General features: G+C 60.3%; 18 protein-coding genes and 1 tRNA gene. 13 read left to right on the top strand and 6 right to left on the bottom strand.

Going from position 1 to position 25,036, the window contains the following annotated elements; translation table 11 throughout:
* Positions 1-3: 3 nt before the first annotated feature.
* The 4 genes from PRZ03_RS15935 to PRZ03_RS15950 all read right to left on the bottom strand — a co-directional run bounded on the left by PRZ03_RS15935 (position 4) and on the right by PRZ03_RS15950 (position 4,056).
* The gene (locus PRZ03_RS15935) at positions 4-2,331 is read right to left on the bottom strand and encodes a penicillin-binding protein 1A (protein WP_273601261.1); all 2,328 of its coding nucleotides are present in this window, start codon (positions 2,329-2,331) and stop codon (positions 4-6) included.
* A 151-nt stretch (positions 2,332-2,482) separates the two neighbouring features.
* A tRNA-Ser gene (locus PRZ03_RS15940) sits at positions 2,483-2,572 on the bottom strand.
* A gap of 101 nt (positions 2,573-2,673) precedes the next feature.
* Positions 2,674-3,588 (bottom strand): SPFH domain-containing protein, encoded by a 915-nt coding sequence (locus tag PRZ03_RS15945; RefSeq protein WP_273601262.1) that lies wholly within the window; start codon positions 3,586-3,588, stop codon positions 2,674-2,676.
* Positions 3,589-3,627: 39 nt separating this feature from the next.
* On the bottom strand, positions 3,628-4,056 hold the full coding sequence (locus tag PRZ03_RS15950) for an NfeD family protein (protein WP_273601263.1): 429 nt from the start codon (positions 4,054-4,056) through the stop codon (positions 3,628-3,630).
* Positions 4,057-4,221: 165 nt separating this feature from the next.
* Here PRZ03_RS15950 and PRZ03_RS15955 point away from each other — a divergent pair, with 165 nt between their 5' ends.
* Positions 4,222-6,486 (top strand): arginine/lysine/ornithine decarboxylase, encoded by a 2,265-nt coding sequence (locus tag PRZ03_RS15955; protein ID WP_263535244.1) that lies wholly within the window; start codon positions 4,222-4,224, stop codon positions 6,484-6,486.
* Positions 6,487-6,546: 60 nt separating this feature from the next.
* On the opposite strand, the gene fabI is transcribed toward PRZ03_RS15955, so the two are convergent.
* On the bottom strand, positions 6,547-7,329 hold the full coding sequence (fabI, locus tag PRZ03_RS15960) for an enoyl-ACP reductase FabI (protein ID WP_263535243.1): 783 nt from the start codon (positions 7,327-7,329) through the stop codon (positions 6,547-6,549).
* A gap of 338 nt (positions 7,330-7,667) precedes the next feature.
* On the opposite strand from fabI, the gene rimP reads away from it, so the two are divergent.
* The 12 genes from rimP to PRZ03_RS16020 all read left to right on the top strand — a co-directional run bounded on the left by rimP (position 7,668) and on the right by PRZ03_RS16020 (position 23,192).
* On the top strand, positions 7,668-8,279 hold the full coding sequence (gene rimP, locus PRZ03_RS15965; protein WP_273601264.1) for a ribosome maturation factor RimP: 612 nt from the start codon (positions 7,668-7,670) through the stop codon (positions 8,277-8,279).
* The gene (gene nusA, locus PRZ03_RS15970) at positions 8,276-9,754 is read left to right on the top strand and encodes a transcription termination factor NusA (protein WP_263535241.1); all 1,479 of its coding nucleotides are present in this window, start codon (positions 8,276-8,278) and stop codon (positions 9,752-9,754) included. The genes rimP and nusA overlap by 4 nt, the downstream gene beginning before the upstream one ends.
* Positions 9,755-9,820: 66 nt before the next feature.
* A complete protein-coding gene (gene infB / locus PRZ03_RS15975; RefSeq protein ID WP_273601265.1) occupies positions 9,821-12,883 on the top strand; it encodes a translation initiation factor IF-2 in 3,063 nt (1,020 codons plus the stop codon).
* Between the two features lie 105 nt (positions 12,884-12,988).
* Positions 12,989-13,423, top strand: a complete 435-nt coding sequence (gene rbfA, locus PRZ03_RS15980; RefSeq protein ID WP_263558228.1) for a 30S ribosome-binding factor RbfA — start codon at positions 12,989-12,991, stop codon at positions 13,421-13,423.
* Between the two features lie 11 nt (positions 13,424-13,434).
* Positions 13,435-14,418, top strand: coding sequence for a tRNA pseudouridine(55) synthase TruB (truB, locus tag PRZ03_RS15985; RefSeq protein WP_273601266.1), 984 nt, complete (start codon positions 13,435-13,437; stop codon positions 14,416-14,418).
* On the top strand, positions 14,415-16,238 hold the full coding sequence (gene typA / locus PRZ03_RS15990) for a translational GTPase TypA (protein WP_263535237.1): 1,824 nt from the start codon (positions 14,415-14,417) through the stop codon (positions 16,236-16,238). The genes truB and typA overlap by 4 nt, the downstream gene beginning before the upstream one ends.
* 50 nt (positions 16,239-16,288) lie before the next feature.
* A complete protein-coding gene (locus tag PRZ03_RS15995; RefSeq protein WP_273601267.1) occupies positions 16,289-17,260 on the top strand; it encodes a DMT family transporter in 972 nt (323 codons plus the stop codon).
* Between the two features lie 2 nt (positions 17,261-17,262).
* Entirely contained in the window at positions 17,263-18,378 is a 1,116-nt protein-coding gene (locus tag PRZ03_RS16000) for an enoyl-CoA hydratase/isomerase family protein (protein WP_273601268.1), read from the top strand.
* 103 nt (positions 18,379-18,481) lie between these two features.
* Positions 18,482-20,185 carry a formate--tetrahydrofolate ligase gene (locus PRZ03_RS16005; RefSeq protein WP_273601270.1) on the top strand — a complete coding sequence of 568 codons (1,704 nt, stop codon included), beginning with the start codon at positions 18,482-18,484 and terminating at the stop codon, positions 20,183-20,185.
* A 98-nt stretch (positions 20,186-20,283) separates the two neighbouring features.
* The gene (gene dusA, locus PRZ03_RS16010; protein ID WP_409993972.1) at positions 20,284-21,297 is read left to right on the top strand and encodes a tRNA dihydrouridine(20/20a) synthase DusA; all 1,014 of its coding nucleotides are present in this window, start codon (positions 20,284-20,286) and stop codon (positions 21,295-21,297) included.
* Positions 21,298-21,299: 2 nt separating this feature from the next.
* Positions 21,300-21,854 carry a methylated-DNA--[protein]-cysteine S-methyltransferase gene (locus PRZ03_RS16015; protein ID WP_273601273.1) on the top strand — a complete coding sequence of 185 codons (555 nt, stop codon included), beginning with the start codon at positions 21,300-21,302 and terminating at the stop codon, positions 21,852-21,854.
* A 75-nt stretch (positions 21,855-21,929) separates the two neighbouring features.
* Positions 21,930-23,192, top strand: a complete 1,263-nt coding sequence (locus tag PRZ03_RS16020; RefSeq protein WP_273601274.1) for a DEAD/DEAH box helicase — start codon at positions 21,930-21,932, stop codon at positions 23,190-23,192.
* Here PRZ03_RS16020 and PRZ03_RS16025 read toward each other — a convergent pair.
* Positions 23,178-25,034 carry a hypothetical protein gene (locus PRZ03_RS16025; protein WP_273601275.1) on the bottom strand — a complete coding sequence of 619 codons (1,857 nt, stop codon included), beginning with the start codon at positions 25,032-25,034 and terminating at the stop codon, positions 23,178-23,180. The two genes, PRZ03_RS16020 and PRZ03_RS16025, sit on opposite strands and share 15 nt — an antisense overlap.
* Between the last annotated feature and the right edge of the window lie 2 nt (positions 25,035-25,036).

Here is a 25,036-nt window from a genome sequence, read left to right on the forward strand (position 1 = left end):
AGCTCATGGGCTGAGTGGCGCTGAAGCCGCTGAAGCTGCCGCCGGGATGGTGGGTAACACAGGCTCCAGCCCCAGGGTTTTGATGCCGGCCTCGCCGGCAAATTCATCAAAACTCCAGTCGCCATTGCTGTGAACAAGACCGTCGACCGGGGCGATTTCGCGCACCGCTTGGTTCTTCAGGGCAACAGCCATGTATTCGATCCAGACCGGCAGCGCCAAGCCGCCGCCGGTTTCGCGCTCGCCCAGGCCGCGCGGCTGGTCATAGCCAATCCACACCACGGCCGCCAGCCCGGGTTGGAAGCCCGCGAACCAGGCATCGACCGCCTCATTGGTGGTGCCGGTCTTGCCATAGAGATCGGGGCGGCGCAACTGCGCTTGTGCGCGCGCGGCGGTGCCGCTGCGCGCGACTTCTTGCAGCAAGCTGCTGGTCAAAAACGCATTGCGCTCGGAGATGGCACGGTTCTCCTCGCTCAGAGGCACTTCAGTGGCCTGAAACAGCAGCTTGCCCCTGCTGTCGGTGATCTTGTGGATCAAGACCGGCGCCAATTTATGTCCGCCGTTGGCAAACACCGCATAAGCACTGGCCATCTGCATCGGTGTCACGCTGCCCGAGCCCAGCGCCAGGGTCAGGTTGTCGGGCTGGCGCTCCGGGTCCAGGCCAAAGCGGTTCGCCCATTCGCGGGCCTTGGCCGGGCCGACGAGTTCCATCAAACGGATGGTGACCATGTTCTTAGATCTGGCCAGGGCTTGGCGCACCGTCATCAAACCATCAAAAGTGCCGTCGTAATTCTTCGGCGCCCAGTCGCCGAAGACGAGCGGCGAGTCATTGACGATAGTGGCCGGTGTGACGCCTTGCTCGAATGCGGCCGAGTAGACAAAAGGCTTGAAGCTCGAGCCCGGTTGGCGCCAGGCTTGCGTTGCGTGGTTGAACTGGTTCTTGGCGAAGTCAAAGCCGCCAACCAGCGCATGCAAGCGGCCGGTCGCGGGCTCCAGCGACACAAACGCGCCCTCGGCCTCAGGCGACTGAACAATGGCCCATGGCCCCTTGGGCTCGGCCTTGGTCGGCGGGCCGCGCAACACGCGCACGATGGCTCCTGGACGAATCTTCAAACCTTCTTTGGCTTTGTCGGAGAGCGCGGCCTGCAGGCCCCGCAAGCCATCCCCTGTCACGATCAGGTCTTCGCCGCTTTGCAGACTGGCCGCTACCCGGCCAGCGCTGACTGCAGTGACCACAGCTGCGCGCAACTCATCGTTATCCGGGTGTTCGGCCAGTGCTTGCGCGATGGCGGCATCTTGCTTGTCGGCCTCCTTGGGCAGCATCACAAACCCTTCCGGCCCACGGTAGGGCTTGCGTCGCTCCAGATCCAAGAGGCTGCGGCGCAGCGCCCAGTAGGCGACAGCCTGCTCGGTTGAAATCAGCGTTGTGTAGACCTTCAAGCCCAGGGTGTAGGCCTCGTCGCCATATTGGGCGTGCACGGCCTGTCGTGCCATTTCAGCGGCAGCTTCGGCATGCAGGCGCGGGTCTTGGGCGCTGCGAATATGCAGGGGCTCGGCCTTGGCGGCCTGGGCTTGCCCTGGGCTGATGACGCCGAGTTCTTGCATGCGCGCCAGGACCACATGCTGGCGTCGGCGGGCGCGCTCGAAGTTGACGATGGGGTTGGCATAGGCCGGGTTTGGCGGCAAGCCCGCCAGCATCGCGGTTTCTGCGAGCGTCAAGGCCTTCAAGGGCTTGCCGAAATAGGCCGCTGAGGCGGCCTCGAAGCCGTAGGCCCGCTGACCCAGATAGATCTGGTTCATATAAATCTCAAGGATCTGGTGCTTGCTGAGCTGGCTTTCCATCTTCAGCGCCAGCAAGACCTCGACGAATTTGCGGGAGTAGATCTTCTTCTTGGTTAGATAAAAGGTTCGGGCCAACTGCTGGGTGATGGTGGAGCCGCCCTGGCTGCGTGGCTGCAAGGTATTGGCCAACACGGCGCGCGCGATGCCGGTGTAGTACAGGCCGCCATGCTCGTAAAACTTGTGATCCTCGACCGCCAGCAGCGCGTCTTGCATCAGTTGGGGGATTTGATCAAGGGTTTGAAAGTCACGCCGTTCGGCCCCGAACTCTCCGATCTGGATGCCGTCGGCGGTGAATACCCGCAGTGGCTGTTTGGGTTGGTAGTCCGTCAGCTCTGCAATGTCGGGCAGGGTGGGGTAGACCAAGACGGCGGCCACCCCCAGCAGCATCAGTGCTAGAGCCAAGGCCGCAGCCGCATAAATCAGCAATTTCTTCAAGGACTGTGCGCGCTGTTCAAGCGTCGGCAAACAAGAAGCGCTGATTATGGCGGCCACTGACAGCTGCTTGAGCTGTCGTTTGAGATGAAGTGACAGAGCGAAGCTGGATGGCCGACTTGTCGCGCGCGGCAAACCTGTTCAGGCAATTGAAAAAGCCCTGAAGCGCTATGTCGTTGATTTGACTAGCATTTCAGGGCTTTTAATCCACTGGCGGAGAGGGCGGGATTCGAACCCGCGGTGGGGATAAACCCACACACGCTTTCCAGGCGTGCGACTTAAACCGCTCATCCACCTCTCCGAAGCCCTCCATCATAGCGCACTTTTGAGCCTGTACTTCTTGTTTGCTGAGTTTGTCATGGCAGCTGACCTATTTGCTCAGCAAAAGCCCGGAGATCGTGCTCATGGCGCTGAGCCGGTTCCCTTCATCAAGGCCATAGCCGTGCCAATCAAACCGGACACTTCGCTCATATTGCCCGGCACGATCATGGTGTTGTTGGCCTTGGCCAATTGAGCGTAGGCATCCACCGCTTTTTCAGCGACTTTGAGTTGCACGGCCTGTTCGCCACCCGGCGCTTGAATGGCTGCGGCTATCTTGCGAATCGCATCGGCAGTGGCGTCGGCCACGGCGGTGATGGCTGCGGCTTCGCCGACAGCTTTGTTGATCTCGGCTTGCTTGTCGCCTTCGGAGCGGGCTATGGCCGCTTCGCGGGCGCCTGTGGCGATATTGATTTGCTCTTGGCGGCGGCCTTCGGACGCGGCAATCAAGGCGCGCTTTTCACGCTCCGCGGTGATTTGCGCCTGCATCGCGTGCAGGATGACGGCGGGCGGCGTCAGGTCTTTGATCTCATAGCGCAGCACCTTGACACCCCAGTTCAGCGCCGCCTCATCCAGCGCTTGCACGACCGAGCTGTTGATGACGTCCCGCTCCTCGAATGTGCGGTCTAACTCCATACGGCCAATCACCGAGCGCAGCGTGGTTTGGGCCAACTGAGTGATGGCGACAATGAAGTTGCTGGAGCCGTAGCTGGCTCGCATCGCGTCGGTGACTTGGAAGTAGAGGATGCCGTCGACCGTCAGTTGGGTGTTGTCTTTGGTGATGCAGACTTGGCTGGGCACGTCGAGCGGGATTTCTTTCAGCGAATGTCGGTAAGCCAGTCGGTCAACAAAGGGCCAGAGGAAGTTCAGGCCCGGCGTCAAGGTGCCGTGGTACTTGCCGAGCCGCTCGACCACCCAGGCGTTTTGCTGCGGCACGACCTTGATGGACTGGACGATGAAGACGATCGCTACGACCAGCAAAACAACTGCGAATTCCATGGAGAGTCCCTCTTGTTTACTTCTTATTGATGTGAATGTTCAGTGGTCGAGCAATAGGCAGCTGCCCTCGACGGCGCGTATGACATAGCGTCCCGGCACTGGCACGGTGTTGCTGATGCAGCGGGCTTGCCAGGCAGCGCCCCGGTATTTGACGCGCGTGGATCCGTCGCTTTGCCAGCTATCGACCTCCACCGTCTGGCCGATGTCCATATTGACGTCGGCGTTCTCGCCGGCGGGTACGACTTGATGGCTGTTGCGCCTGGCTAGATAGCAGGCAGCAACAGCCGCGCCCCCAACGACAGCAGCGGTCAATACCTGCTGCTCCCCGCCCAGGCCCAGATGCGCCGCGCCTGCCCCGGCTGCACATCCGAGGGCTAGCATCAACAGGTAGAAAGTGCCGGTGCAGAGTTCCACGGCAATCAAAATGCCGCAGGCGATCCACCATGCGTTGGCTATATTCATCGCCATGTCACCTCTTTCGGTTCAAGATCCAGAACGAGTGTATCGCCCCCGGTTTTTGCTGCGCTTGCGGTGTTTTTGATGATTAATTTCAAGTCGATGCCTAGTAGAAGAGCTGAGGGTCTACACTTCGCGCCTTTCTTTTTTTAACTGCCTAGCCCCTGGAGGCTCACGATGCTTCGTTTTCGTTTCCCCATCGTCATCATCGACGAGGACTATCGCTCCGAGAACACTTCGGGTTTGGGTATTCGCGCGCTGGCCGATGCGATCCAAAAAGAAGGTTTCGAAGTGCTGGGGGCGACCAGTTACGGGGACCTGAGCCAGTTCGCGCAGCAGCAAAGCCGCGCCAGTGCCTTCATCTTGTCGATCGACGATGAGGAGTTCACGCCTGGGCCGGAGCTGGATCCTGCGGTGCTGTCACTGCGTAAATTCATTGAAGAAATCCGCTTCAAGAACGCCGACATCCCGATCTATATCTACGGCGAGACGCGTACCTCCCAGCATCTGCCCAACGACATCTTGCGTGAGCTGCATGGCTTCATTCATATGTTCGAGGACACGCCCGAGTTCGTCGCGCGGCACATCATCCGTGAAGCCAAGAGCTACCTCGATGGACTCGCTCCGCCCTTCTTCAAGGCGCTGATGGACTATGCCCAAGACGGCTCTTATTCCTGGCATTGCCCCGGCCACGGTGGCGGTGTGGCGTTCCTGAAGAGCCCGGTCGGCCAAATGTTCCACCAGTTCTTTGGCGAGAATATGTTGCGGGCCGATGTTTGCAATGCGGTCGAGGAGCTGGGTCAGCTGCTGGACCATACCGGCCCGGTGGCGGCCTCGGAGAAAAATGCGGCTCGCATCTTCAATGCCGATCATTGCTTCTTCGTGACCAACGGCACTTCGACCTCCAACAAGATGGTCTGGCACCACACGGTGGCGCCTGGCGATGTGGTGGTGGTGGATCGCAACTGCCACAAGAGCATCTTGCACGCCATCATCATGACCGGCGCAGTGCCGGTCTTCATGACGCCTACGCGCAACCACTACGGCATCATCGGCCCGATCCCGGAGAGCGAGTTCTCGCCCGAGGCCATTCGCAAGAAGATCGCCAAGAACCCGCTGCTCAAGGGTGTGGACGTCAAGACGGTCAAGCCGCGCATCATGACCTTGACGCAATCCACCTATGACGGCGTGCTCTACAACACCGAGACGATCAAGAAGAAGCTGGATGGCTGGATCGACACGCTGCATTTCGATGAGGCTTGGTTGCCGCATGCGGCCTTCCATAACTTCTATGGCTCCTACCATGCAATGGGCAAGAACCGTCCGCGCCCGAAGACCGCGATGGTCTACGCCACGCAGTCAACGCACAAGTTGCTGGCTGGTTTGAGTCAAGCCTCGCAAGTGCTGGTGCAGGACTCGCAGGACGTCAAGTTGGACAAGCATTTGTTCAATGAGGCCTATCTGATGCATACCTCGACCAGCCCTCAGTACTCGATCATTGCGAGTTGCGATGTGGCTGCGGCCATGATGGAGCCACCCGGCGGCACTGCCTTGGTGGAGGAAAGCATTTCCGAGGCCTTGGACTTCCGCCGCGCGATGCGCAAGGTCGATGCTGAATATGGCAAGGACTGGTGGTTCAAGGTCTGGGGCCCGGACAAGTTGACCGAAGATGGCTTCGGCAAGCCGGCCGATTGGATGCTCAAGGCAAACGAGAAGTGGCATGGCTTCGGCAAGATTGCTGCGGGCTTCAATATGCTGGACCCGATCAAGTCCACCATCATCACGCCCGGCATGGACATGAGCGGCAAGTTCGCCGAGACCGGCATCCCGGCCTCCATCGTGACCAAGTTCCTGGCCGAGCATGGTGTGGTGGTTGAGAAGACGGGTCTGTACTCCTTCTTCATCTTGTTCACCATCGGCATCACCAAGGGGCGCTGGAATACCTTGTTGACTGCCTTGCAGCAGTTCAAGGATGACTACGACAGGAACGCGCCGATTTGGCGCATCTTGCCGGAGTTCGCGGCAGCGCATCCGCGCTACGAGCGCTTGGGCTTGCGCGATCTGTGTCAGAACATTCACGAGATGTATGCCAAGGGCGATATTGCGCGCTTGACCACCGAGGTGTATTTGTCCGACCTGCAGCCGGCCATGAAGCCTAGCGATGCCTACTCATACATCGCGCATCGCCGTACCGAGCGGGTGCCTATCGACGCATTGGAAGGGCGCGTCACGACGGTGTTGCTGACGCCTTATCCGCCCGGCATTCCTTTGCTGATCCCGGGCGAGCGATTCAACAAGAAAATTGTTGAGTATTTGAGATTCACGCGCGACTTCAATGCTCAATTCCCGGGCTTCTCGACCGACGTCCATGGCTTGGTCGAGGTGAAGGGCGAAGATGGGCGCTCAAGCTACTTTGTTGACTGTGTGCAGGCCGACGATTAATCGCGACGATGCATAAAAAAACGGGACCCTCGGGTCCCGTTTTGCATGGCGCCTGTTGGCTTATTCTTCGTCGGTCAGGGCGACTTGGCTGTAGCCGCCGTCCACATAGGTGATCTCGGCGCTGATGCCGGCTGCCAAATCGGACAACAAGAATGCGGCGACGTTGCCGACATCCTCGATCGTGATGTTGCGGCGAATTGGTGTGTTCGCAGCGAATTGCGTCAAGAGCTTGCCAAAATCCTTGATGCCCGAAGCTGCCAGGGTTTTAATCGGGCCGGCCGACAGGCCGTTGACCCGGATGCCGCGCTTACCCATCGATTGCGCCAGATAGCGCACACTGGCTTCCAGCGAGGCCTTGGCCAAGCCCATGGTGTTGTAGTTCGGCACATAGCGTGCAGCGCCCAGATAGGACAGGGTCAGCAGCGCAGCGCCGGCTCGCAGGCGCGGTGCAGCCAATTTGGCCATGGCGGGGAAGCTGTAAGCCGAGATGTCATGGGCGATGCGGAAGTTCTCACGCGTCAGCCCGTCCAGGAAGTCGCCTGCGATGGCATCTCGTGGCGCGAAGCCAATCGAATGGACGAAACCGTCAAACTCTGGCCAGGCTGCACCCAGATCGGTGAACAGTGCTTCCATCTGCGCGTCATCGGACACGTCGCAGTCAAAAATAAGCGTGGAGTCAAACTCGGCGGCAAATTCGGTGATGCGATCCTTGAAGCGCGCGCCTTGATAGCTAAATGCCAACTCGGCACCTTCGCGGTGGCAAGCTTTTGCAATGCCGTAGGCGATGGATCGGTTGGACAGAAGGCCCGTGATCAGCAATCGCTTGCCTGCCAGAAATCCCATAGTGGCTCCTTTGATTTGAAACAATCGATGATTTTCGCATGGCTTCGCGTATTAGCAAGCCTTGTACTTGTCGGTGCTCCGCATACATAGTACAATCCCGGCTTCGCTGACTTGGCTTAGGTCGGGGTTAGCGAAAAGACTCAAGTCTCTTGCGGCACTTGGGTTTGCTTCAGGTCAAATCCCTTCGGGGTGGGTTTGAAGACCGAATGGAATCTCGAGTGGGGAAGTTGGGCGGATTCATCCAGCCCATTTTTTTTGCTTGAACGTTCTGTTGATTAAAATTTGAAACATCACGCTCATCTCGTACTGCTCATTAGAAACAAGAAAACATACCGCGCATGAATTGGCAAGAGGCTGTTGAAAAAACGGTAACCGGATTGGGTTACGACTTGGTGGATTGCGAGCGCACTCCAGCAGGTCTGGTGCGTGTGTACATTGACAAGTTGCCTGAAGTTGCCTTGGCCGGTGGTTTGATTGATGTTGATGATTGCGAGCGCGTGACGCGTCAGTTGCAGTACTTGCTTGAAGTTGAGGCTTGTCCTTACGAGCGGCTTGAGGTTTCCTCGCCGGGTCTGGACCGTCCGCTGAAGAAGTCGGCAGACTATGCCCGCTTTGTGGGTGAGGAAATCGAGATCACGCTGCGTATGCCCTTTCAGGGGCGCAAGAAGTACCAGGGTGTACTGGGTGCAGTGCCGGCTGCCGAGGCTGCCAAGCCTGAAGTCGAGGGCGTTGCCGCTGAGTCGGCCGCCGCTGAAACTTGGCGCATAGTTTTTAATGATGGCAAGGCCGATCAGGCCTTGGATTTTGCTCTTGAAGAACTCCGCGAGGCCCGCTTGGTGCCGGTGGTGAGTTTCAAGGGCCGCGGCGTGAAGCCCGAGCCGGCCAAGAAGCCGAAGCGGGCCAAGGCCGAGAGCAAAGATGACAAAGTAGACGGAGGTCCTGATCAATGAACCGCGAACTGTTGATGTTGGTGGACGCGATTTCTCGCGAGAAAAGCGTCGAGCTCGACGTGGTGTTTGGTGCTGTCGAGGCGGCATTGGCTTCGGCTACCAAGAAGCTATGCGGTGGCGAGGCTGATATTCGCGTCTCGGTAGACCGGGAGTCAGGCGCCTACGAGACCTTCCGTCGCTGGCATGTGGTGCCCAATGAAGCGGGTCTGCAGAATCCGGATGCGGAAATCTTGCTGTTTGAAGCGCAAGAGCAAATTGCCGACATCGAAGTTGAAGATCACATCGAAGAGCCGATTGATTCGGTGCCTATCGGCCGCATCGGCGCGCAAGCGGCCAAGCAGGTGATTCTGCAGAAGATTCGCGACGCCGAACGTGAGCAGTTGCTGAATGACTTCCTGGCCCGCGGCGAGCAAATTTTTGTTGGCACCGTCAAGCGCCTGGATAAGGGCGACGTCATTGCCGAATCCGGTCGGATTGAAGGGCGCCTCAAGCGCAGCGAGATGATCCCCAAGGAAAATCTGCGCACCGGTGACAGGGTTCGTGCGGTGATTCTGGGTATCGACCCTACCCAGCGCGGCCCGCAAATCATGTTGTCGCGCAATGCCCCGTCCTTCATGACGGAGTTGTTCTCGCAAGAAGTGCCCGAGATCGAGCAGGGTCTGCTCGAGATCAAGAGCTGCGCTCGTGATGCCGGTTCGCGTGCCAAGTTGGCTGTGTTGTCGCATGACAAGCGGGTTGACCCGATCGGCACTTGTGTCGGCGTGCGTGGATCGCGCGTCAATGGCGTGACGAATGAGTTGGCCGGCGAGCGTGTGGACATTGTGCTGTGGTCCGAAGACCCGGCCCAGTTTGTCATCGGCGCCTTGGCTCCGGCCAATGTGCAGTCGATTGTGGTTGACGAAGAGCGCCACGCGATGGATGTAGTGGTGGACGAGGAAAACCTCGCCATCGCCATCGGTCGCGGTGGTCAGAATGTGCGTTTGGCCTCGGAATTGACGGGCTGGCGCATCAACATCATGTCGGCCGAGGAATCGGCCGTGAAGCATGAGCAGGAATCAGAGTCGGTGCGCAAGCTCTTCATCGAGAAACTCGATGTGGATGCCGAAGTCGCCGACATCTTGATCGCCGAAGGTTTTACCAGCCTGGAAGAAGTGGCCTACGTGCCTATGCAGGAAATGCTGGAAGTCGAGGCCTTCGACGAGGACACGGTCAACGAATTGCGCACCCGAGCGAAGGATGCCTTGTTGACCATGGAGATTGCCCGTGAAGAGAAGGTCGAGGACGTGTCCCAAGACCTGCGTGACCTGGAAGGCATGACGCCTGAATTGGTTGCAAAACTCTCCGCTGGCGACATTCATACCCGCGACGATTTGGCCGATTTGGCCGTCGACGAACTCGTTGAACTCGCTGGCATGGATGAGGGCTTGGCCCGCACCATGATCATGAAGGCTCGCGAGCATTGGTTCACGGCCTAAGCCCTGGTGGCTTTTGCCCGATTCAATACTCGCCCAGCACCGAACGCATAAGTTAAGGATTTAACAATGGCTGTGACTACCGTCGCCCAGTTTGCTGTAGAGCTTCAAAAGCCTGCAGACACACTGCTTGAGCAGCTCCACGCTGCGGGCGTCAAGTTGGCGTCTACCGAAGACGTTTTGAATGAAGCTGACAAAGAACGTCTGCTTGACCACCTGCGCACAGCGCATGGTACTGGCGGCGCCGACCGCAAGAAGATCACGCTGACTCGCAAGACAACCAGCGAAATCAAGCAGGCCGATGCCAGCGGCAAGTCGCGCGTCATCCCTGTGGAAACACGCAAGAAGCGGACCTTCGTCAAGCTCGACGGCAGCACTGGCGCGGAAGACGCTGGCGCCGCTGCAGCAGAAGATGCCGAACTGCATCGTCGCGAAGAAGAGGCTCAGGCTCAGGCCGCCTCTTTGCGCAAGCAAGAAGAAGAGTTGGCAGCTCGTGTGCGTGAGCGTGAAGAGGCGGACCGCCTTGCCCGCGAAGCAGACGAATTGCGTCGTCAGGAAAAGGCTGCGGCCGAAGCGCGTGCCGCTGAAGAAGCGGCAGCTCGCGCTGCTGCTGAAGCCGCCGCCGCGAAGTCCGCTGCCAAGGCGCCCAAAGCGCCACGGCCGACTGCTGAGTCGGTGGCGAAGGAAGCTGCTGCCATCAACAAGGCGGCTGCTGCTGCACGCTCGCCTGCTCCAGCAGCGCCGGCGCCTGCGGTTGTTGTGACGCCGGCTGTGGTGGCTGAAGCCGCCAGTGCCGCGACCACAGCTGCAAGCGCAGCGCCGACCAAGCCTGCTGCAGCAGGTGCGCCCGCCGCTCCGGCTGCGCCTTCAGAAGCTGCCAAACCCGCATTGCGCGTGGTCAAGGCGGTTGATGTGGTGGTCGAAGAGAAACAAAAGCAGCTTGATTTGGCGCGTCGCCGTCAAGCCGCCGAGTCGGAAGCCGCAGCCATCCGCGCGATGATGAATGCCCCTAAAAAGGTCATGATCGCGAAGAAGGAAGAGCCCAAGCCGGTCGAGCCGCCCAAGGATGCCATCAAGGGCACCATCCACAAGAAGCCGGTCGTGCCGGGTGCTCCGGTTGCGCCGGGCGCCGCCAAGCCGGGCGACAAGAAATCCGTCAAGTCGGAAAAATTGTCCTCGACCTGGTCCGATGACAAAAAGCGTGGCGGCGTCAAGCCTGCCGGCCCAGCCGCTCCCGGTGGATCTCGTCCGGCCGCCGGTGCATGGCGCGCGCCAAGCCGTGGTGGTGCGGGTGGCCGTCGTGGCGCACCTGATCGCAACGCCGATCGCCGTGGTGGTCCGTCGACCTTTGTCGCACCTGCAGAAATGCAAGTGCAAGAAGTGCATATCCCTGAGACCATCTCGGTGGCCGATCTGGCGCACAAGATGTCCATCAAGGCTTCCGAGGTCATCAAGCATTTGATGAAGCTCGGCCAAATGTGCACGATCAACCAGCAGTTGGACCAAGAAACGGCCATGATTTTGGTCGAAGAAATGGGCCACAAGGCTTTCGCAGCCAAGCTGGACGATCCAGACGCATTCCTGGAAGAAGAGGGCACGACCTCCGAGCAAGCGCATGAGTCAACGACTCGCGCGCCGGTTGTTACCGTCATGGGTCACGTTGACCACGGCAAGACTTCGCTCTTGGACTACATCCGCCGTGCCCGCGTTGCTGCCGGCGAAGCGGGTGGCATTACGCAGCACATCGGCGCTTATCACGTCGAAACGCCGCGCGGCATGATCACCTTCCTGGACACCCCGGGTCACGCGGCGTTTACTGCCATGCGTGCTCGTGGCGCCACGGCGACCGACATCGTCATCCTCGTGGTGGCGGCGGACGACGGCGTGATGCCGCAGACCAAGGAAGCGATTCACCACGCCAAGGCGGCCGGTGTGCCGTTGGTTGTGGCGATGAACAAGATCGACAAGCAAGGTGCCAACCTGGAACGCCTGAAGGGCGAGTTGGTGGCCGAGGGCGTCGTGCCGGAAGAGTTTGGCGGCGACACCCCGTTTGTGGGCGTGTCGGCCAAGACCGGCGAAGGCATCGACAGCTTGCTGGAGCAAGTCTTGCTGCAGGCCGAAGTGCTGGAATTGAAGGCGCCTGTCGGTTCCATGGCCAAGGGCCTGGTGATCGAAGCGCGTCTGGACAAGGGTCGTGGCCCGGTTGCCACCATCCTGGTGCAGTCCGGTACCCTGAAGCGCGGCGACGTCGTGCTGGCGGGTTCGACCTATGGCCGCGTGCGCGCCATGCTGGACGAAGACGGCAAGGCTTGTGCCGAGGCCGGCCCATCGATCCCGGTCGAGATTCAGGGTCTGACCGAAGTGCCGCGCGCCGGTGATGAGTTCATGGTTCTGAGCGACGAGCGTCGGGCACGTGAAATCGCCACCTTCCGTTCGGGCAAGTACCGTGATGTGAAGTTGTCGCGTCAGCAGGCTTCCAAGCTGGAAAACATGTTCGAGAACATGGGCGCCGGCGATGTGCAGACCTTGGGCATCATCATCAAGAGCGATGTGCAGGGTTCGCAAGAAGCCTTGGCTTCTTCGCTGCTCAAGCTGTCTACGCCCGAAGTCAAGGTGCAGATCGTGCACGCTGCGGTGGGCGGTATCAGCGAGTCGGACGTCAACTTGGCGATCGCCTCCAAGGCCGTCATCATCGGCTTCAATGTGCGTGCCGATGCCGGCGCCCGCAAGCTGGCCGAAGGTAATGCGGTTGATCTGCGCTACTACAACATCATTTACGACGCCGTCGATGAAGTGAAGGCCGCGATGACCGGCATGTTGGCACCAGAGCAGCGCGAAGAAGTGATCGGCCTGGCCGAGATCCGCACCGTCTTTGTGGCGACCAAGATCGGCACCATTGCCGGTTGTATGGTCACCTCGGGTGTCGTCAACCGCTCGGCTCGTTTCCGCTTGCTGCGCGAGAACGTGGTGATCTATACCGGCGAAATCGACACTCTGAAGCGCATGAAGGACGATGTGCGCGAAGTCCGCGAAGGCTTCGAGTGCGGTATCAAGCTGAAGAACTACAGCGACATCGCCGAGGGCGATCAGCTGGAATTCTTCGAGGTCAAGGAAGTGGCCCGAACGCTCTAAGGCGGATTTGCCCTCACCAGCGCAAACCCCGCCCTCCAAAGAGTGGCGGGGTTTGTTTTTGATGGGTCGGGCAAACAAGCTGCAGCGTCAGGCAAGGAGTAGAGCATGCGACATAAACGAGTGATACCGAATCGGTCCTTCCGCGTGGCGGACCAGATTCAGCGCGATCTGGCCGAATTGATTCGTGAGTTGAAAGACCCGCGCATCGGCATGGCCACGGTCAACGCCGTCGAGGTAACGCCCGACTATGCGCATGCCAAGGTGTTCTTTTCGGTGCTGGTCGGTGACCCGGTCGAGACCGGTGAGGCACTCAATGAAGCGGCGGGCTTTTTGCGTAACGGCTTGTTCAAGCGTCTGCAAATTCACACCGTGCCGAGCTTGCACTTTCATTACGACCGCACCATCGAGCGCGCGGCCGAGCTGAGCGCCTTGATTAACAAGGCCAATGCGACGCGCGCCTTGGATGACGAGGCTGTGCCCGCCGACGCTGCCGATGCCGCCACAGATGTGCCACCGGCCAAGACCGAGTCGGGCGAATAAGAAGTCTTTTGATGACGAATAGCCCACCCCAGCGAGTCAAGACGCCGCGCCGTGCCGTGCACGGTGTGTTGCTCTTGGACAAGCCGCTGGGTCTGTCCAGCAACGACGCGCTGCAAAAAGCCAAATGGCTGTTGCGGGCGGAAAAGGCCGGCCATACCGGCACGCTGGATCCCTTGGCCACCGGTTTGCTGCCGCTGTGCTTTGGTGCGGGTACCAAATTCAGCCAGGTCAGCCTGGATGCCGACAAGGCCTACGAGGCCACGCTTTTTCTGGGTTTGACGACGACCACCGGCGACGCCGAAGGCGAAGTGCTGGACCGCAGTGAGGCGGCCGCACGCGCGGTGACGCGCGAACAAATTGAAGCGGCTTGCGCGCAGTTTACCGGTGCGATCGATCAGGTCCCGCCGATGTATTCGGCGCTCAAGCATGAAGGTCGGCCGCTGTACGAATACGCGCGTGCCGGCATTGTGATCGAGCGGCCGTCGCGGCGCGTCACGATTCATTCGATTGACATCGTTGACTGGCAAGCTGAGCAGTTGACGATTGCCGTGCGCTGCAGCAAGGGCACCTATATCCGAACCTTGGCCGAAGACATCGGTCGGGTGTTGGGCTGTGGCGCCTCGCTGAGCGCGCTGCGCAGGACCGGATCTGGCCCGCTCAACGTGGCTCAGGCGATCAGCCTGGATGCGTTGGCGGCTTTGACCGAGATCGAGCGGGAGGCTTTGTTGCGCCCGCCGGACTCTTTGTTGGCGGACTGGCCCGAGCTGCGTTTGGATAGCGCAGAGGCGGCCCGTTTTTCAACCGGTTTGCGGCGCCGAGTTGCCGAGCAAGACAGTGCGCATGTGAGGGTCTACGGGCCCGCAGCACATGAATTTCTTGGCAGCGCCCACATCACCGACGGCGAATTGATCGCCGACCGATTGTTGAGTCCCCAAGAGGTAGAAGGCCTCCTGAGTACCGCGAGCAGTAACAGATTTTTAGAAAGTGTCGTATGAGTAAGCAAATCCGTAATATCGCCATCATCGCCCACGTTGACCATGGCAAAACCACCATGGTTGACCAATTGCTGCGTCAAAGCGGCACCTTCGCCGAGCACGAAAAAGTCGTTGACACGGTGATGGACAACAACGCCATCGAGCGCGAGCGCGGCATCACGATTCTGGCCAAGAACTGTGCCGTGAGCTGGGAAGGCACGCACATCAATATCGTTGATACCCCCGGTCACGCGGACTTCGGCGGTGAAGTCGAGCGCGCCTTGTCGATGGTTGACGGTGTGGTGCTGCTGATCGATGCGCAAGAAGGCCCGATGCCGCAAACCCGCTTCGTGACCAAGAAGGCCTTGGCCTTGGGTCTGAAGCCTATCGTGGTCGTCAACAAGGTCGACAAGCCAGGTGCCAAGCCCGACGCCGTGATCAACGCCGCATTCGACCTGTTCGACAAGCTGGGCGCAACCGACGAGCAGTTGGACTTCCCCGTGGTTTATGCCTCGGGCATCAACGGCTGGACCTCCTTGGAAGAAGGCAAACCGGGCGAGCAGTGGGGCCCCGATATGTCGGCCCTGTTCAATACCGTGCTGAAGCATGTGCCAGCCCAAAAGGGCGACCCGGCTGCACCGCTGCAGCTGCAGATTTCGGCGCTGGACTACTCCACCTTCGTGGGCCGTATCGGCGTGGGTCGCATCAGCCAGGGCACTTTGAAGCCTTCGATGGACGTGTTGGTGATGGAAGGCCCGGACGGCAAGTCCGTCAAAGGCCGTGTCAACAATGTCTTGACCTTCCAAGGCCTGGACCGGGTTCAAACCCTTGAGGCCGGCCCCGGCGACATCGTGTTGATCAACGGTATTGATGACATCAGCATTGGCGTGACCGTGACCAGCGTCACCGACCCAGCACCGCTGCCAATGTTGAAGGTGGACGAGCCCACTTTGACAATGAACTTCTGCGTCAACACCAGCCCTTTGGCCGGTCGTGAAGGCAAGTACGTGACCAGCCGTCAGATCTGGGATCGCCTGCAAAAAGAACTGCAAAGCAATGTGGCGCTGCGCGTTTCTGAAACCGACGAAGACGGTATCTTTGAAGTGATGGGCCGGGGCGAATTGCACCTGACCATCTTGTTGGAAAACATGCGCCGTGAAGGCTATGAGCTGGCGGTGTCCAAGCCGCGCGTGGTGTTCCAGACCATCAACGGTGAAAAGCATGAGCCTATCGAGTTGGTGACTGCCGACGTCGAAGAGACTCATCAGGGCGGCGTGATGCAAGCCCTGGGCGAGCGCAAGGGCGAGCTGGTCAATATGGAGCCGGACGGCCGTGGTCGCGTGCGCTTGGAATATCGCATCCCAGCGCGCGGTCTGATCGGCTTCACCAACGAGTTCCTGAACTTGACGCGTGGCTCGGGCTTGATCTCCAACATCTTTGACGGCTATGAGCCGCACAAGGGTGAGATCGCTGGCCGCAAGAACGGCGTGCTGATCTCGATGGACGCCGGTGAAATCTTCACTTACGCCCTGGGCAAGCTGGACGACCGTGGCCGCATGTTCGTCAAGCCAAACGATCCCGTCTATGAAGGCATGATCGTCGGCATCCACAGCCGCGAGAACGATCTGGTCGTCAACGCCACCCGCACCAAGCAGCTGACCAATTTCCGTGTCAGCGGCAAGGAAGATGCGATCAAGATCACACCTCCGATTGATTGCACGCTGGAGTACGGCGTGGAATTCATCGAGGACGACGAGTTGGTCGAAATCACGCCCAAGAGCGTGCGTCTGCGCAAGCGCTACTTGACCGAGAACGAGCGCAAGCGCAATTCGCGTGGCTAATAGTCCAGGGAGCCCAGGGCAAGTCTGACCTTGCCCTTTGCCGCTGAGCCATGACTCACCGTCGCGCCGTCTACCTGATGTTGTTGGTCACCCTGCTGTGGAGCACAGCCGGGGTGGTCACACGGCATCTGGAGGCGGCGCGCGGCTTTGAGCTGACGTTTTGGCGCAGCGGCTTCAATGCGATCGCTCTGGTGATTGGCCTGCGCTGGCTGTGCGGCCCGGCCTTGTGGGCGCAATTGCGGGCCGCACCCCGTTTGGTCTGGCTCTCGGGCTTGTGTTGGGCGGTGATGTTCACCGCCTTCATGGTGGCTTTGAGTTTGACCAGCGTGGCCAATGTCTTGGTCACCATGGCCTTGGGGCCGTTGTTGACTGCGCTGTTGTCGCGCCTCGTCCTGAAGAAGCGACTGCCGACCCGCACTTGGTGGGCCATTGCACTGGCCAGCGCCGGTATCGCCTGGATGTTCGGCCATGAATTGGGGCAGGGGGCCGAGGTCGGTGCATCTGCTACCGGTCAAGGCGTGTTAGGCATGCTGGTTGCAATGGGTGTGCCGTTCGCCGCGGCAATCAACTGGTGCGTGTTGCAGCATGTCGGCCATGGCAGCAAAGCAAGCGATGCACTTGAAGATATGCCCCTGGCGGTCTTGCTCGGCGCACTGATTTCCACGTTGGCGATGCTGCCCTTGGCCTGGCCCATGCAGGCGAGCCCGCATGACCTGACTCTCTTGGCGGGATTGGGCATCTTCCAGCTTGCCATCCCCTGTTTGTTGGTGGTGAAACTTAGTCGCGTGCTGACTGGGCCAGAGTTGGCGTTGCTGGGCCAATTGGAGTTGGTGCTGGGCGTGCTGTGGGCCTGGCTTTGGGCGGGAGAAAGCCCAACGGCCGCAACCCTGCTCGGTGGTGCTATGGTGCTGCTGGCTTTGCTGGCGAACGAGCTATTGGCTGGGCGTCAAGCACTTGATGCGAATGCAAGCCTGCAACAAGCTAACGAATCAAACCCTACACATTTTCGGAGAGAGGCATAACGATGCCGGCGCAATTACCCGCACTTCAATCCAATGGCCAGGTGCTGGCCGAAATCAATGGTTGCCTGGGCCTGATCACGCTGAATCGCCCGGAGGCGCTGAACGCCTTGTCGCTGGCCATGATCCGCGACTTGTCGTCCTTGTTGAAGGCCTGGGCTCTTGATCCCGCCATCGAGGCCGTCGTCATCCTCGGCGCCGCACGAATGGGCAAATCGCCCGCTTTTTGCGCCGGCGGCGATATCCGCTTCTTTCACAGTGCGGCCCTGGCAGGGGAGTCTGCCCTGGATGATTTTTTCACCGAGGAATATGCGCTCAATCACCTGATTCACAACTTTGCCAAGCCCTATATCGCCTTGATGGACGGTGTGGTGATGGGCGGCGGCATGGGTATCAGTCAAGGCGCCAAGTTGCGTGTGCTGACCGAGGGTTCCAAGCTGGCCATGCCCGAAACCCATATCGGTCTCTTCCCCGATGTGGGTGGGGGTTACTTTCTGAGCCAATGCCCCGGCCATGTGGGTGAATGGCTGGCGCTCACCGGCCATGCAATCGGTGCCGGCGACGCCATCGAGCTCGGTTTGGGTGATGTTTATGTGCGAAGTGCGGCGATGCCGGCGCTGATCGAAGCCTTCAGGCAGGGCGAGCAAAGCAGTGCCGAACATGTGGTGGCGACGGTGATGGAGCATGTCGACTTGGCTCCAGCAGTCGACCCCAAGACCCTGCGCGGCCGCATTGATCAACATTTTGGCTTGAGCGATGTTGCCGCCATCATGGCTTCGCTAGAGGCTGCCGGCGACGAATGGGCCTTGCAGACCTTGGCTGTTTTGCGCAAACGCTCGCCCCTGATGTTGGCCGTCACGCTGGAGCAATTACGCCGTGCGCGCAGCATGAGCCTAGCCGAAGATTTGCGCATGGAGCGCGACATCGTTCATCATTGCTTTCACCTCAGGTCCGGCGCGCGCAGTGAAACCGTCGAAGGCATCCGGGCCCTGGCTATCGACAAGGATCATCATCCCTGTTGGTTGCCGGCGCGGATTGAAGATGTCAGTCGCGAGCAGGTGTTGGCGTTTTTCGACAGCCCTTGGGCGCCCGAGCAACACCCATTGCGTGCGCTGAGCTGAGCGCCGAATTCAGCGCAAATCCAGCTTCATAATTGCGGCAAGGTCTTACCGGACCTTGCCGCTTTTTCGTTCTGGACCTACCCCCGACTCCAAGGATGCCCTGATGCCTACCGACATCGAAATCGCCCAAGCCGCTTCGCTGCAAAAAATTCTCCCTTTGGCCAGCCGCCGCTTGGATATTCAGGAGGACTCACTCAGCCCTTTCGGCCACTACAAAGCTAAACTGAGCCTGGAAGAGGTACAGCGCCTGAGCGGTCGCAAGGACGGGCATCTGATTCTGGTGACCGCGATCTCACCCACACCGCCGGGGGAAGGCAAGACGACCACGACCGTCGGCCTGGGTGACGGCTTGAACCACATTGGCAAGCAAACGATGATTTGTTTGCGCGAGCCCTCTTTAGGCCCATGCTTTGGCATGAAAGGCGGTGCGGCCGGCGGAGGCCACGCGCAGGTCGTGCCGATGGAAGACATCAATCTGCATTTCACAGGTGACTTCCACGCCATTGGCCTGGCTCATAACTTGTTAGCCGCACTGATCGATAACCACATCCACCATGGCAATGCGCTGCGGTTGGATGTGCGCCGCATCACCTGGCGTCGTGTCATCGACATGAATGACCGTGCCTTGCGCGACATCACCGTGGCGCTGGGCGGGCCCGGCAATGGCTACCCTCGGCAAGACGGCTTTGACATCGTGGTCGCGTCCGAGGTGATGGCGATCGTTTGCCTGTCCACTTCGCTGGCCGATCTGAAGCGCCGATTGGGCAATATCGTGGTCGGCTACACGGCCACCAAGCAGCCGGTCACCGCGCGGGAATTGAAGGCCGATGGCGCTATGGCTGCTTTGCTGAAAGACGCGTTGGCGCCGAATCTGGTGCAGACCCTGGAGGGCAATCTGGCCTTTGTCCATGGCGGTCCCTTTGCCAATATCGCGCATGGCTGCAACTCCTTGATCGCAACGCAGACGGCTCTGAAACTGGCCGACTATGTGGTCACCGAGGCCGGCTTTGGCGCCGATCTAGGGGCCGAAAAGTTCATTGACATCAAGTGCCGCAAAGGCGGCTTGAAGCCGGCATGCGCGGTCTTGGTCGCAACCGTGCGTGCGCTCAAATATCACGGCGGCGCCGATGCCAAAAAGCCCGGCAGTGACGGCCCGCAAGCGCTCGCCGACGGGCTGGCCAATTTGCGCCGCCATGTCGAGAATATCCAGCGCCATTACGGTCTGCCTGTGATTGTGTCTATCAACCGTTTCGACAGCGACTTGATTGAAGAAATGGCCATGATTGAGCGCTGTTGCACCGAGCTGGACGTGCCCTGCGTGCTGGCGACGCACTGGGCCGATGGCGGCGCTGGCGCGGCCGATCTGGCCCGTGCGGTGGTACGGGCTTGCGAGCGAAGCGCGGCTTTGTCCGGTTCATCGGCTTCATCGGCTCCAGCGGCCGCTCTCTATGCCGATGCCGAGCCGCTGGCCGACAAGATCCGCGCCGTCGCCACCAAAATCTACCGGGCCGGCGACGTTGTGTTTACGCCCAAGGCCTTGGCGCAACTGCAGGAATGGCAGGCGGGCGGGTATGGCCACTTCCCGGTCTGCATCGCCAAGACCCAGTACTCCTTCAGTGCCGATCCGACGCTGCGTGGCGCGCCGGTCGGCCACACTTTGCATGTGCGCGAGTTGCGCTTGAACGCTGGGGCGGAGTTTGTCGTGGCAATCTGCGGCGACATCATGACCATGCCCGGTCTGCCCAAGGTCCCCTCGGCCGAGCGGATTGATGTGGATGATGCCGGGCGCATTTCAGGCTTGTTCTGAGTGCTCCGGCCCATTCTGCCGAGTCTGGCTTCTGAGCCTGGGATAATCCGAAGGTGCAAGAAAAAATCAACAACCCTTGGCGGCTCTCGGTCGCCCCCATGCTCGATTGGACCGACAAACACTGTCGCTACTTTCATCGCCTGCTGACCCAAAAGACCCGGCTCTACACCGAAATGGTGACCACTGGCGCCTTGCTGCATGGTGATCAGCCGCGCCACCTCGATTTCAATCAAGAGGAACATCCGGTCGCCCTGCAACTCGGCGGTTCGGAGCCGGCCGATCTGGCCGCCTGCGCCAAGCTGGCCGAGCAATGGGGTTATGACGAAGTCAATCTGAACTGCGGCTGCCCCAGCGAGCGGGTGCAACGTGGGGCTTTTGGTGCCTGCTTGATGGCCGAACCGGCCCTGGTGGCCGATGGCATCAAGGCGATGTTGGATGCGGTGAGCATCCCGGTGACGATCAAGCACCGCATCGGCATAGACCGCTTGGAGAGCTACGAATTCGTGCGAGATTTTGTCGGGGCGATTGCCGATGTGGGTTGCACGGTCTTCATCGTGCATGCCCGAAATGCATGGCTGCAGGGCATCTCTCCGAAAGAAAACCGCGAGCTGCCGCCCTTGCGCTATGAGTTGGTGCATCAACTCAAACGCGAGTTCCCTGGGCTGACCATCGTGTTGAACGGTGGCGTGAAGACCGACGAGCAGATCGCCGAGCAACTGCTACATGTGGACGGCGTGATGGTGGGCCGCCAGGCCTATCACGAGCCTTGGCAAATGGCGGCCTGGGACCAGCGCTTTTTCGGCACGGCGGGGCCGGCCCGAAACCACGAGAACGGTCGCGAGCAGGTCGAGGTCGAATGGCTGAAGTACCTCGAAGCCCAAGTAGCGAGCGGCCGGCCCTGGACGCAGGCGATGCGCCACGCCCTGGGTTTGTGGAACGGCCAGGCCGGTTCACGGCGCTGGCGGCAAATCTGGTCCGACCATCAGTACAAGGCGATGGATGCTGCGGCGGTGGCTGCCTTGGCCACGCAGTCGCGCACCGGCATAGCGGCGCATGTGGCCGAACATCAGGCGCAGACCGAGGCCTTGCGGCAGGCCGCTGCCGCTGCCTGAACATGCTGCAATTCAGCTGCTTTGATACCGCTCTGGGCTGCTGCGGCATTGCCTGGAGCGAGCAGGGCATCAAGGGCTCGCAATTGCCGGAAGAGAACGCTGGGCTGACTCGCGAGCGCATGCGGGTGCGTTTTCGTACGGCCAGTGAGGCAGCGCCTAACGCTCAAGTCTTGCGGGCCATTGATGCGATTCAGCGTTTGCTGGCTGGTGACCCGACTGCGCATGCCGACTTGCTGGAGCTCGCACTTGACCAAAGCGAGGTGGCCGAGTTCAATCAACGTGTGCACGCGATCACAAGGCAAATACCACTCGGCCAGACCCTGACTTACGGCGAAATTGCACTGATGCTGGGCCAGCCCGGCGCTGCGCGTGCGGTCGGCCGGGCCGAAGGGGACAACCCCTTTGCGCCCATCGTGCCTTGCCACCGGGTCTTGGGCGCCAAGGGCGCCAGCGGAGGGTTTTCGGCTCATGGCGGCGCGCAAACCAAGCTGAAGCTGCTGGCGATCGAGGCCGCCGCCGCGGGTCAAATGGCAGCCGAGCAGGGCGCTTTGTTTTAGTTCTCTGGCGAACTGGGCCGAAAGCTCGTTGGCGGGCCTTAAAATCAGCCCTTGTTTTCGCCCAAGGCCCACTTCATGTCTTTTGCAACGCTGGGCCTTTCGCCCGCCCTCATCCGCGCCGTGCGCGAGCAGGGCTACCACGCCCCGACCGCCATTCAGGCCGCTGCGATTCCTGTCATCTTGCGCGGCCAGGACGTCCTGGGCTTGGCGCAAACCGGCTCCGGCAAGACCGCCGCCTTCGCCTTGCCGCTGCTCCAGAATCTGCTGCAACAGCGCGGCGCCGGTGTGCGCCAGACCCGCGCCTTGGTGCTGGTGCCCACGCGGGAACTGGCGGCACAAATTGGTGAAGCATTGCAGGCCTTGGCCCAGGACTTGCCCATCGCGATCAAGGTCGCCACTGTCTTTGGTGGTGTATCCATCAACCCGCAGATGATGGCCTTGCGCGGCGGCGCCGACATCGTGGTAGCCACGCCAGGGCGCCTGCTGGATTTGCTCGACAACAATGCCTTGCGCCTGTCGGCCGTCAGCATGTTGGTGCTGGATGAGGCCGATCGCCTGCTTGATATGGGCTTCGCGGATGAGTTGCAGCGCGTGCTGGCCTTGTGCCCGAAGGCGCGCCAGAACCTGTTTTTCTCGGCCACTTTTGCGCCGGCCGTGCAGGCGCTCGCCGATGGCCTGCTGCATCAGCCCGAAAGGATCACGATTGCCACCGAGCCCGAGCGCACGGCGGCGATTCACCAACGCTCGATTCAGGTTGATGAGAGCCGGCGCACGCCCTTGCTGCGGCATTTGCTAGAGACTGAAGGCTGGACGCGCGTGCTGGTGTTTGTGGCGACCAAGTACGCGACCGAACATGTCTCGGACAAGCTCTGGAAGCAAGGCATCAAGGCGGCCGCCTTGCACGGAGAGTTGAGCCAGGGCGGTCGCACCAAGGTGCTGGCGGCGCTGAAAAATTCCGAGATCCAGGTGCTGGTGGCCACCGATGTGGCGGCGCGCGGGCTGGATATTCCTGACCTGCCGGTGGTCTTGAACTACGACCTGCCGCGCTCGGCGTCGGATTACACCCACCGCATCGGCCGCACCGGCCGGGCGGGTGAGAGTGGCGTCGCCATCAGCTTCGTCAGCGGCCACAGCAGCAATGGCGAGGCGCATTTCCGCTTGATTGAAAAGCGTCAAGCCCAGCGGGTTGCGCGGGAGCAAATTGCCGGGTTTGAGCCGACCGATCTGGACTCGGCACCTTCGCCCACCGGCGGCGTCAAGGGCTTGCGAAAAAGCAAGAAAGACAAATTACGTGAAGCGGCCGCAGCCGCTGCAGCCCTTGCTTCAGCGGTAACGTGACCACAGCAGCGTGGCCGACATAGGCGCGCTGGAAGTGGCCGCTGTGTTGCTGGGATCGAAACCGCTGGGCAGATTGCGCAGGTCGATCGACGTGCTGGCCCCTAAGCTGCTGCCGGTCGGTATTGAGGCCAGGTTGGCGGCGGAGACGTAGCCATGCACGACCGTGCTGCCCGAGGTGGTCAAGTCATCGCCGGCCAAGACCGAGCCATAGACGTCGTTGGAGGCCGAAAGATTGATCTTGCCGCCCTTGTAGACCGTGCCGACCAGTCCTCCGGCGCCATAGGCGATATTGCCGGCCGACACCGGCTGCAATTTGCTGGTGTCACTGGCTTTGCAAAAATTGGTCGGCACCAGCGTCGGGAAGGCGGTGTTGGTGCAGGTGTTGGCATAACCTGCGTAATTGACGGCGTAGGTCGAGTTGGTGCCGGCAGTGTTGATGCTGCCACTGGCGATCCATGTGTTGTAGTAGGTGCCGGAGCCGGCTTCGACATCGCCTTCGAACCAAAGCACGCCGGGGGCCATGGTCGTACCTGCGATGGTCCACTTTTTCTTGGCATTGTCATAGGCAAAACAAGTGTTGCTGGTCGAATAGCCTGAGCAAATTTTTGCCAAGCAAGTAGCGGCGTTATAGCTGTTGGTCTTGCACAGATAGTCCCGCGTTTGGCCAGAGCCCTCTAGAAAGTAGATTCCATTGGGGATGGAGTTGACGTTGTTGACTGTGACCTTGATGTCGCTGCCGTCCCACTCGAACACATAGTTCGCCAGCGCCTTGTAAGGACCGGCGTCAAACGCAGGCGTGGTCACCGTGCTGGAGGTCAGGGGCGTGATGTTGACGGCCAAGTTGGCCACCCGCGTCATGTTGACCTTTGTATTCCAGGTTTGGGTGGAGAGGCTGCCGCCATAGTTGCCGCTGCCTACGCTGCCATTAGACGACTCGGTGTAATTGCCCGCCACTTGTGCGTCACCGCTGACCGTCAAATTGCTGCCGACGACGCTGCCCTTGGTTTTCAAGGTGCCGATGGTGGCGCTGCCTGTGGTGACATTGCCGATCGAATTCAAAGCGGTCACAGAGTTGCTTGACATCGTGACGGTACCGTTGGCGGTCAGGCTGGCAACGCTGACGCCGCCGCTCAGGCTAACGTTCTTCATCGACTGCACGCTGCTGTACAGCGCGCTGCCGGAAAGGTTGATATTGCCTTCGGAAAACAAGAGGTCAAAACCGACCGAGCCGCCCAAGGTGATGTCGCCGGTCGCATAGAGATTGGAGATGCCGGTCAAGCTGCCCGAGCCATTGACCGTGCCGTCAACAACCACCTTGGTCTGCGCATCGCCTTGCACCTTCAGATCGCCGCCGAGCTGAAGATTTCCCTTGATATTGACGGCCGGCACTTTCCCTGTCGCACCAGGTGTGCCGCCATTGCCCTTGGCACAAAAGGTCGCAGCCAACAGCGAGTTGGCGCCGCCGCTGCTGCCGGTGATATTGAAGCCGACCCGGGTGCCGCCGCCGCAGTTGACCGAGTCAGCCGCCAGGACATCCACCACGGTCGCGCTGATGCCGCTCAAGGCGGAGAACGTCACCACCTGGTTCACGCTCAGCTTGGCCGCCTCGGTGGCGCCCAATTGATATAGATGCTGGCGCAGCGCTTCGACGCCGCTCCAGGCCTTGAGCTGCGCCTGCGTCTGCGCATGCACGGTGACTGACTGCGATTGCAGGCCGCGCACATAGTAGATCGCGCCAAACACCATGGCGCCGAGCGACAAACCGCTCAAGAGCATGAACAGCACCGAGGAGATGCCGCGTTGGCGACGCCGCGCGCAAATATGTCCTTGAGTGAATGCCATGA

Origin of the sequence: Roseateles albus (assembly GCF_028595345.1) — a bacterium.
Taxonomy (GTDB): domain Bacteria; phylum Pseudomonadota; class Gammaproteobacteria; order Burkholderiales; family Burkholderiaceae_C; genus Paucibacter_A; species Paucibacter_A albus.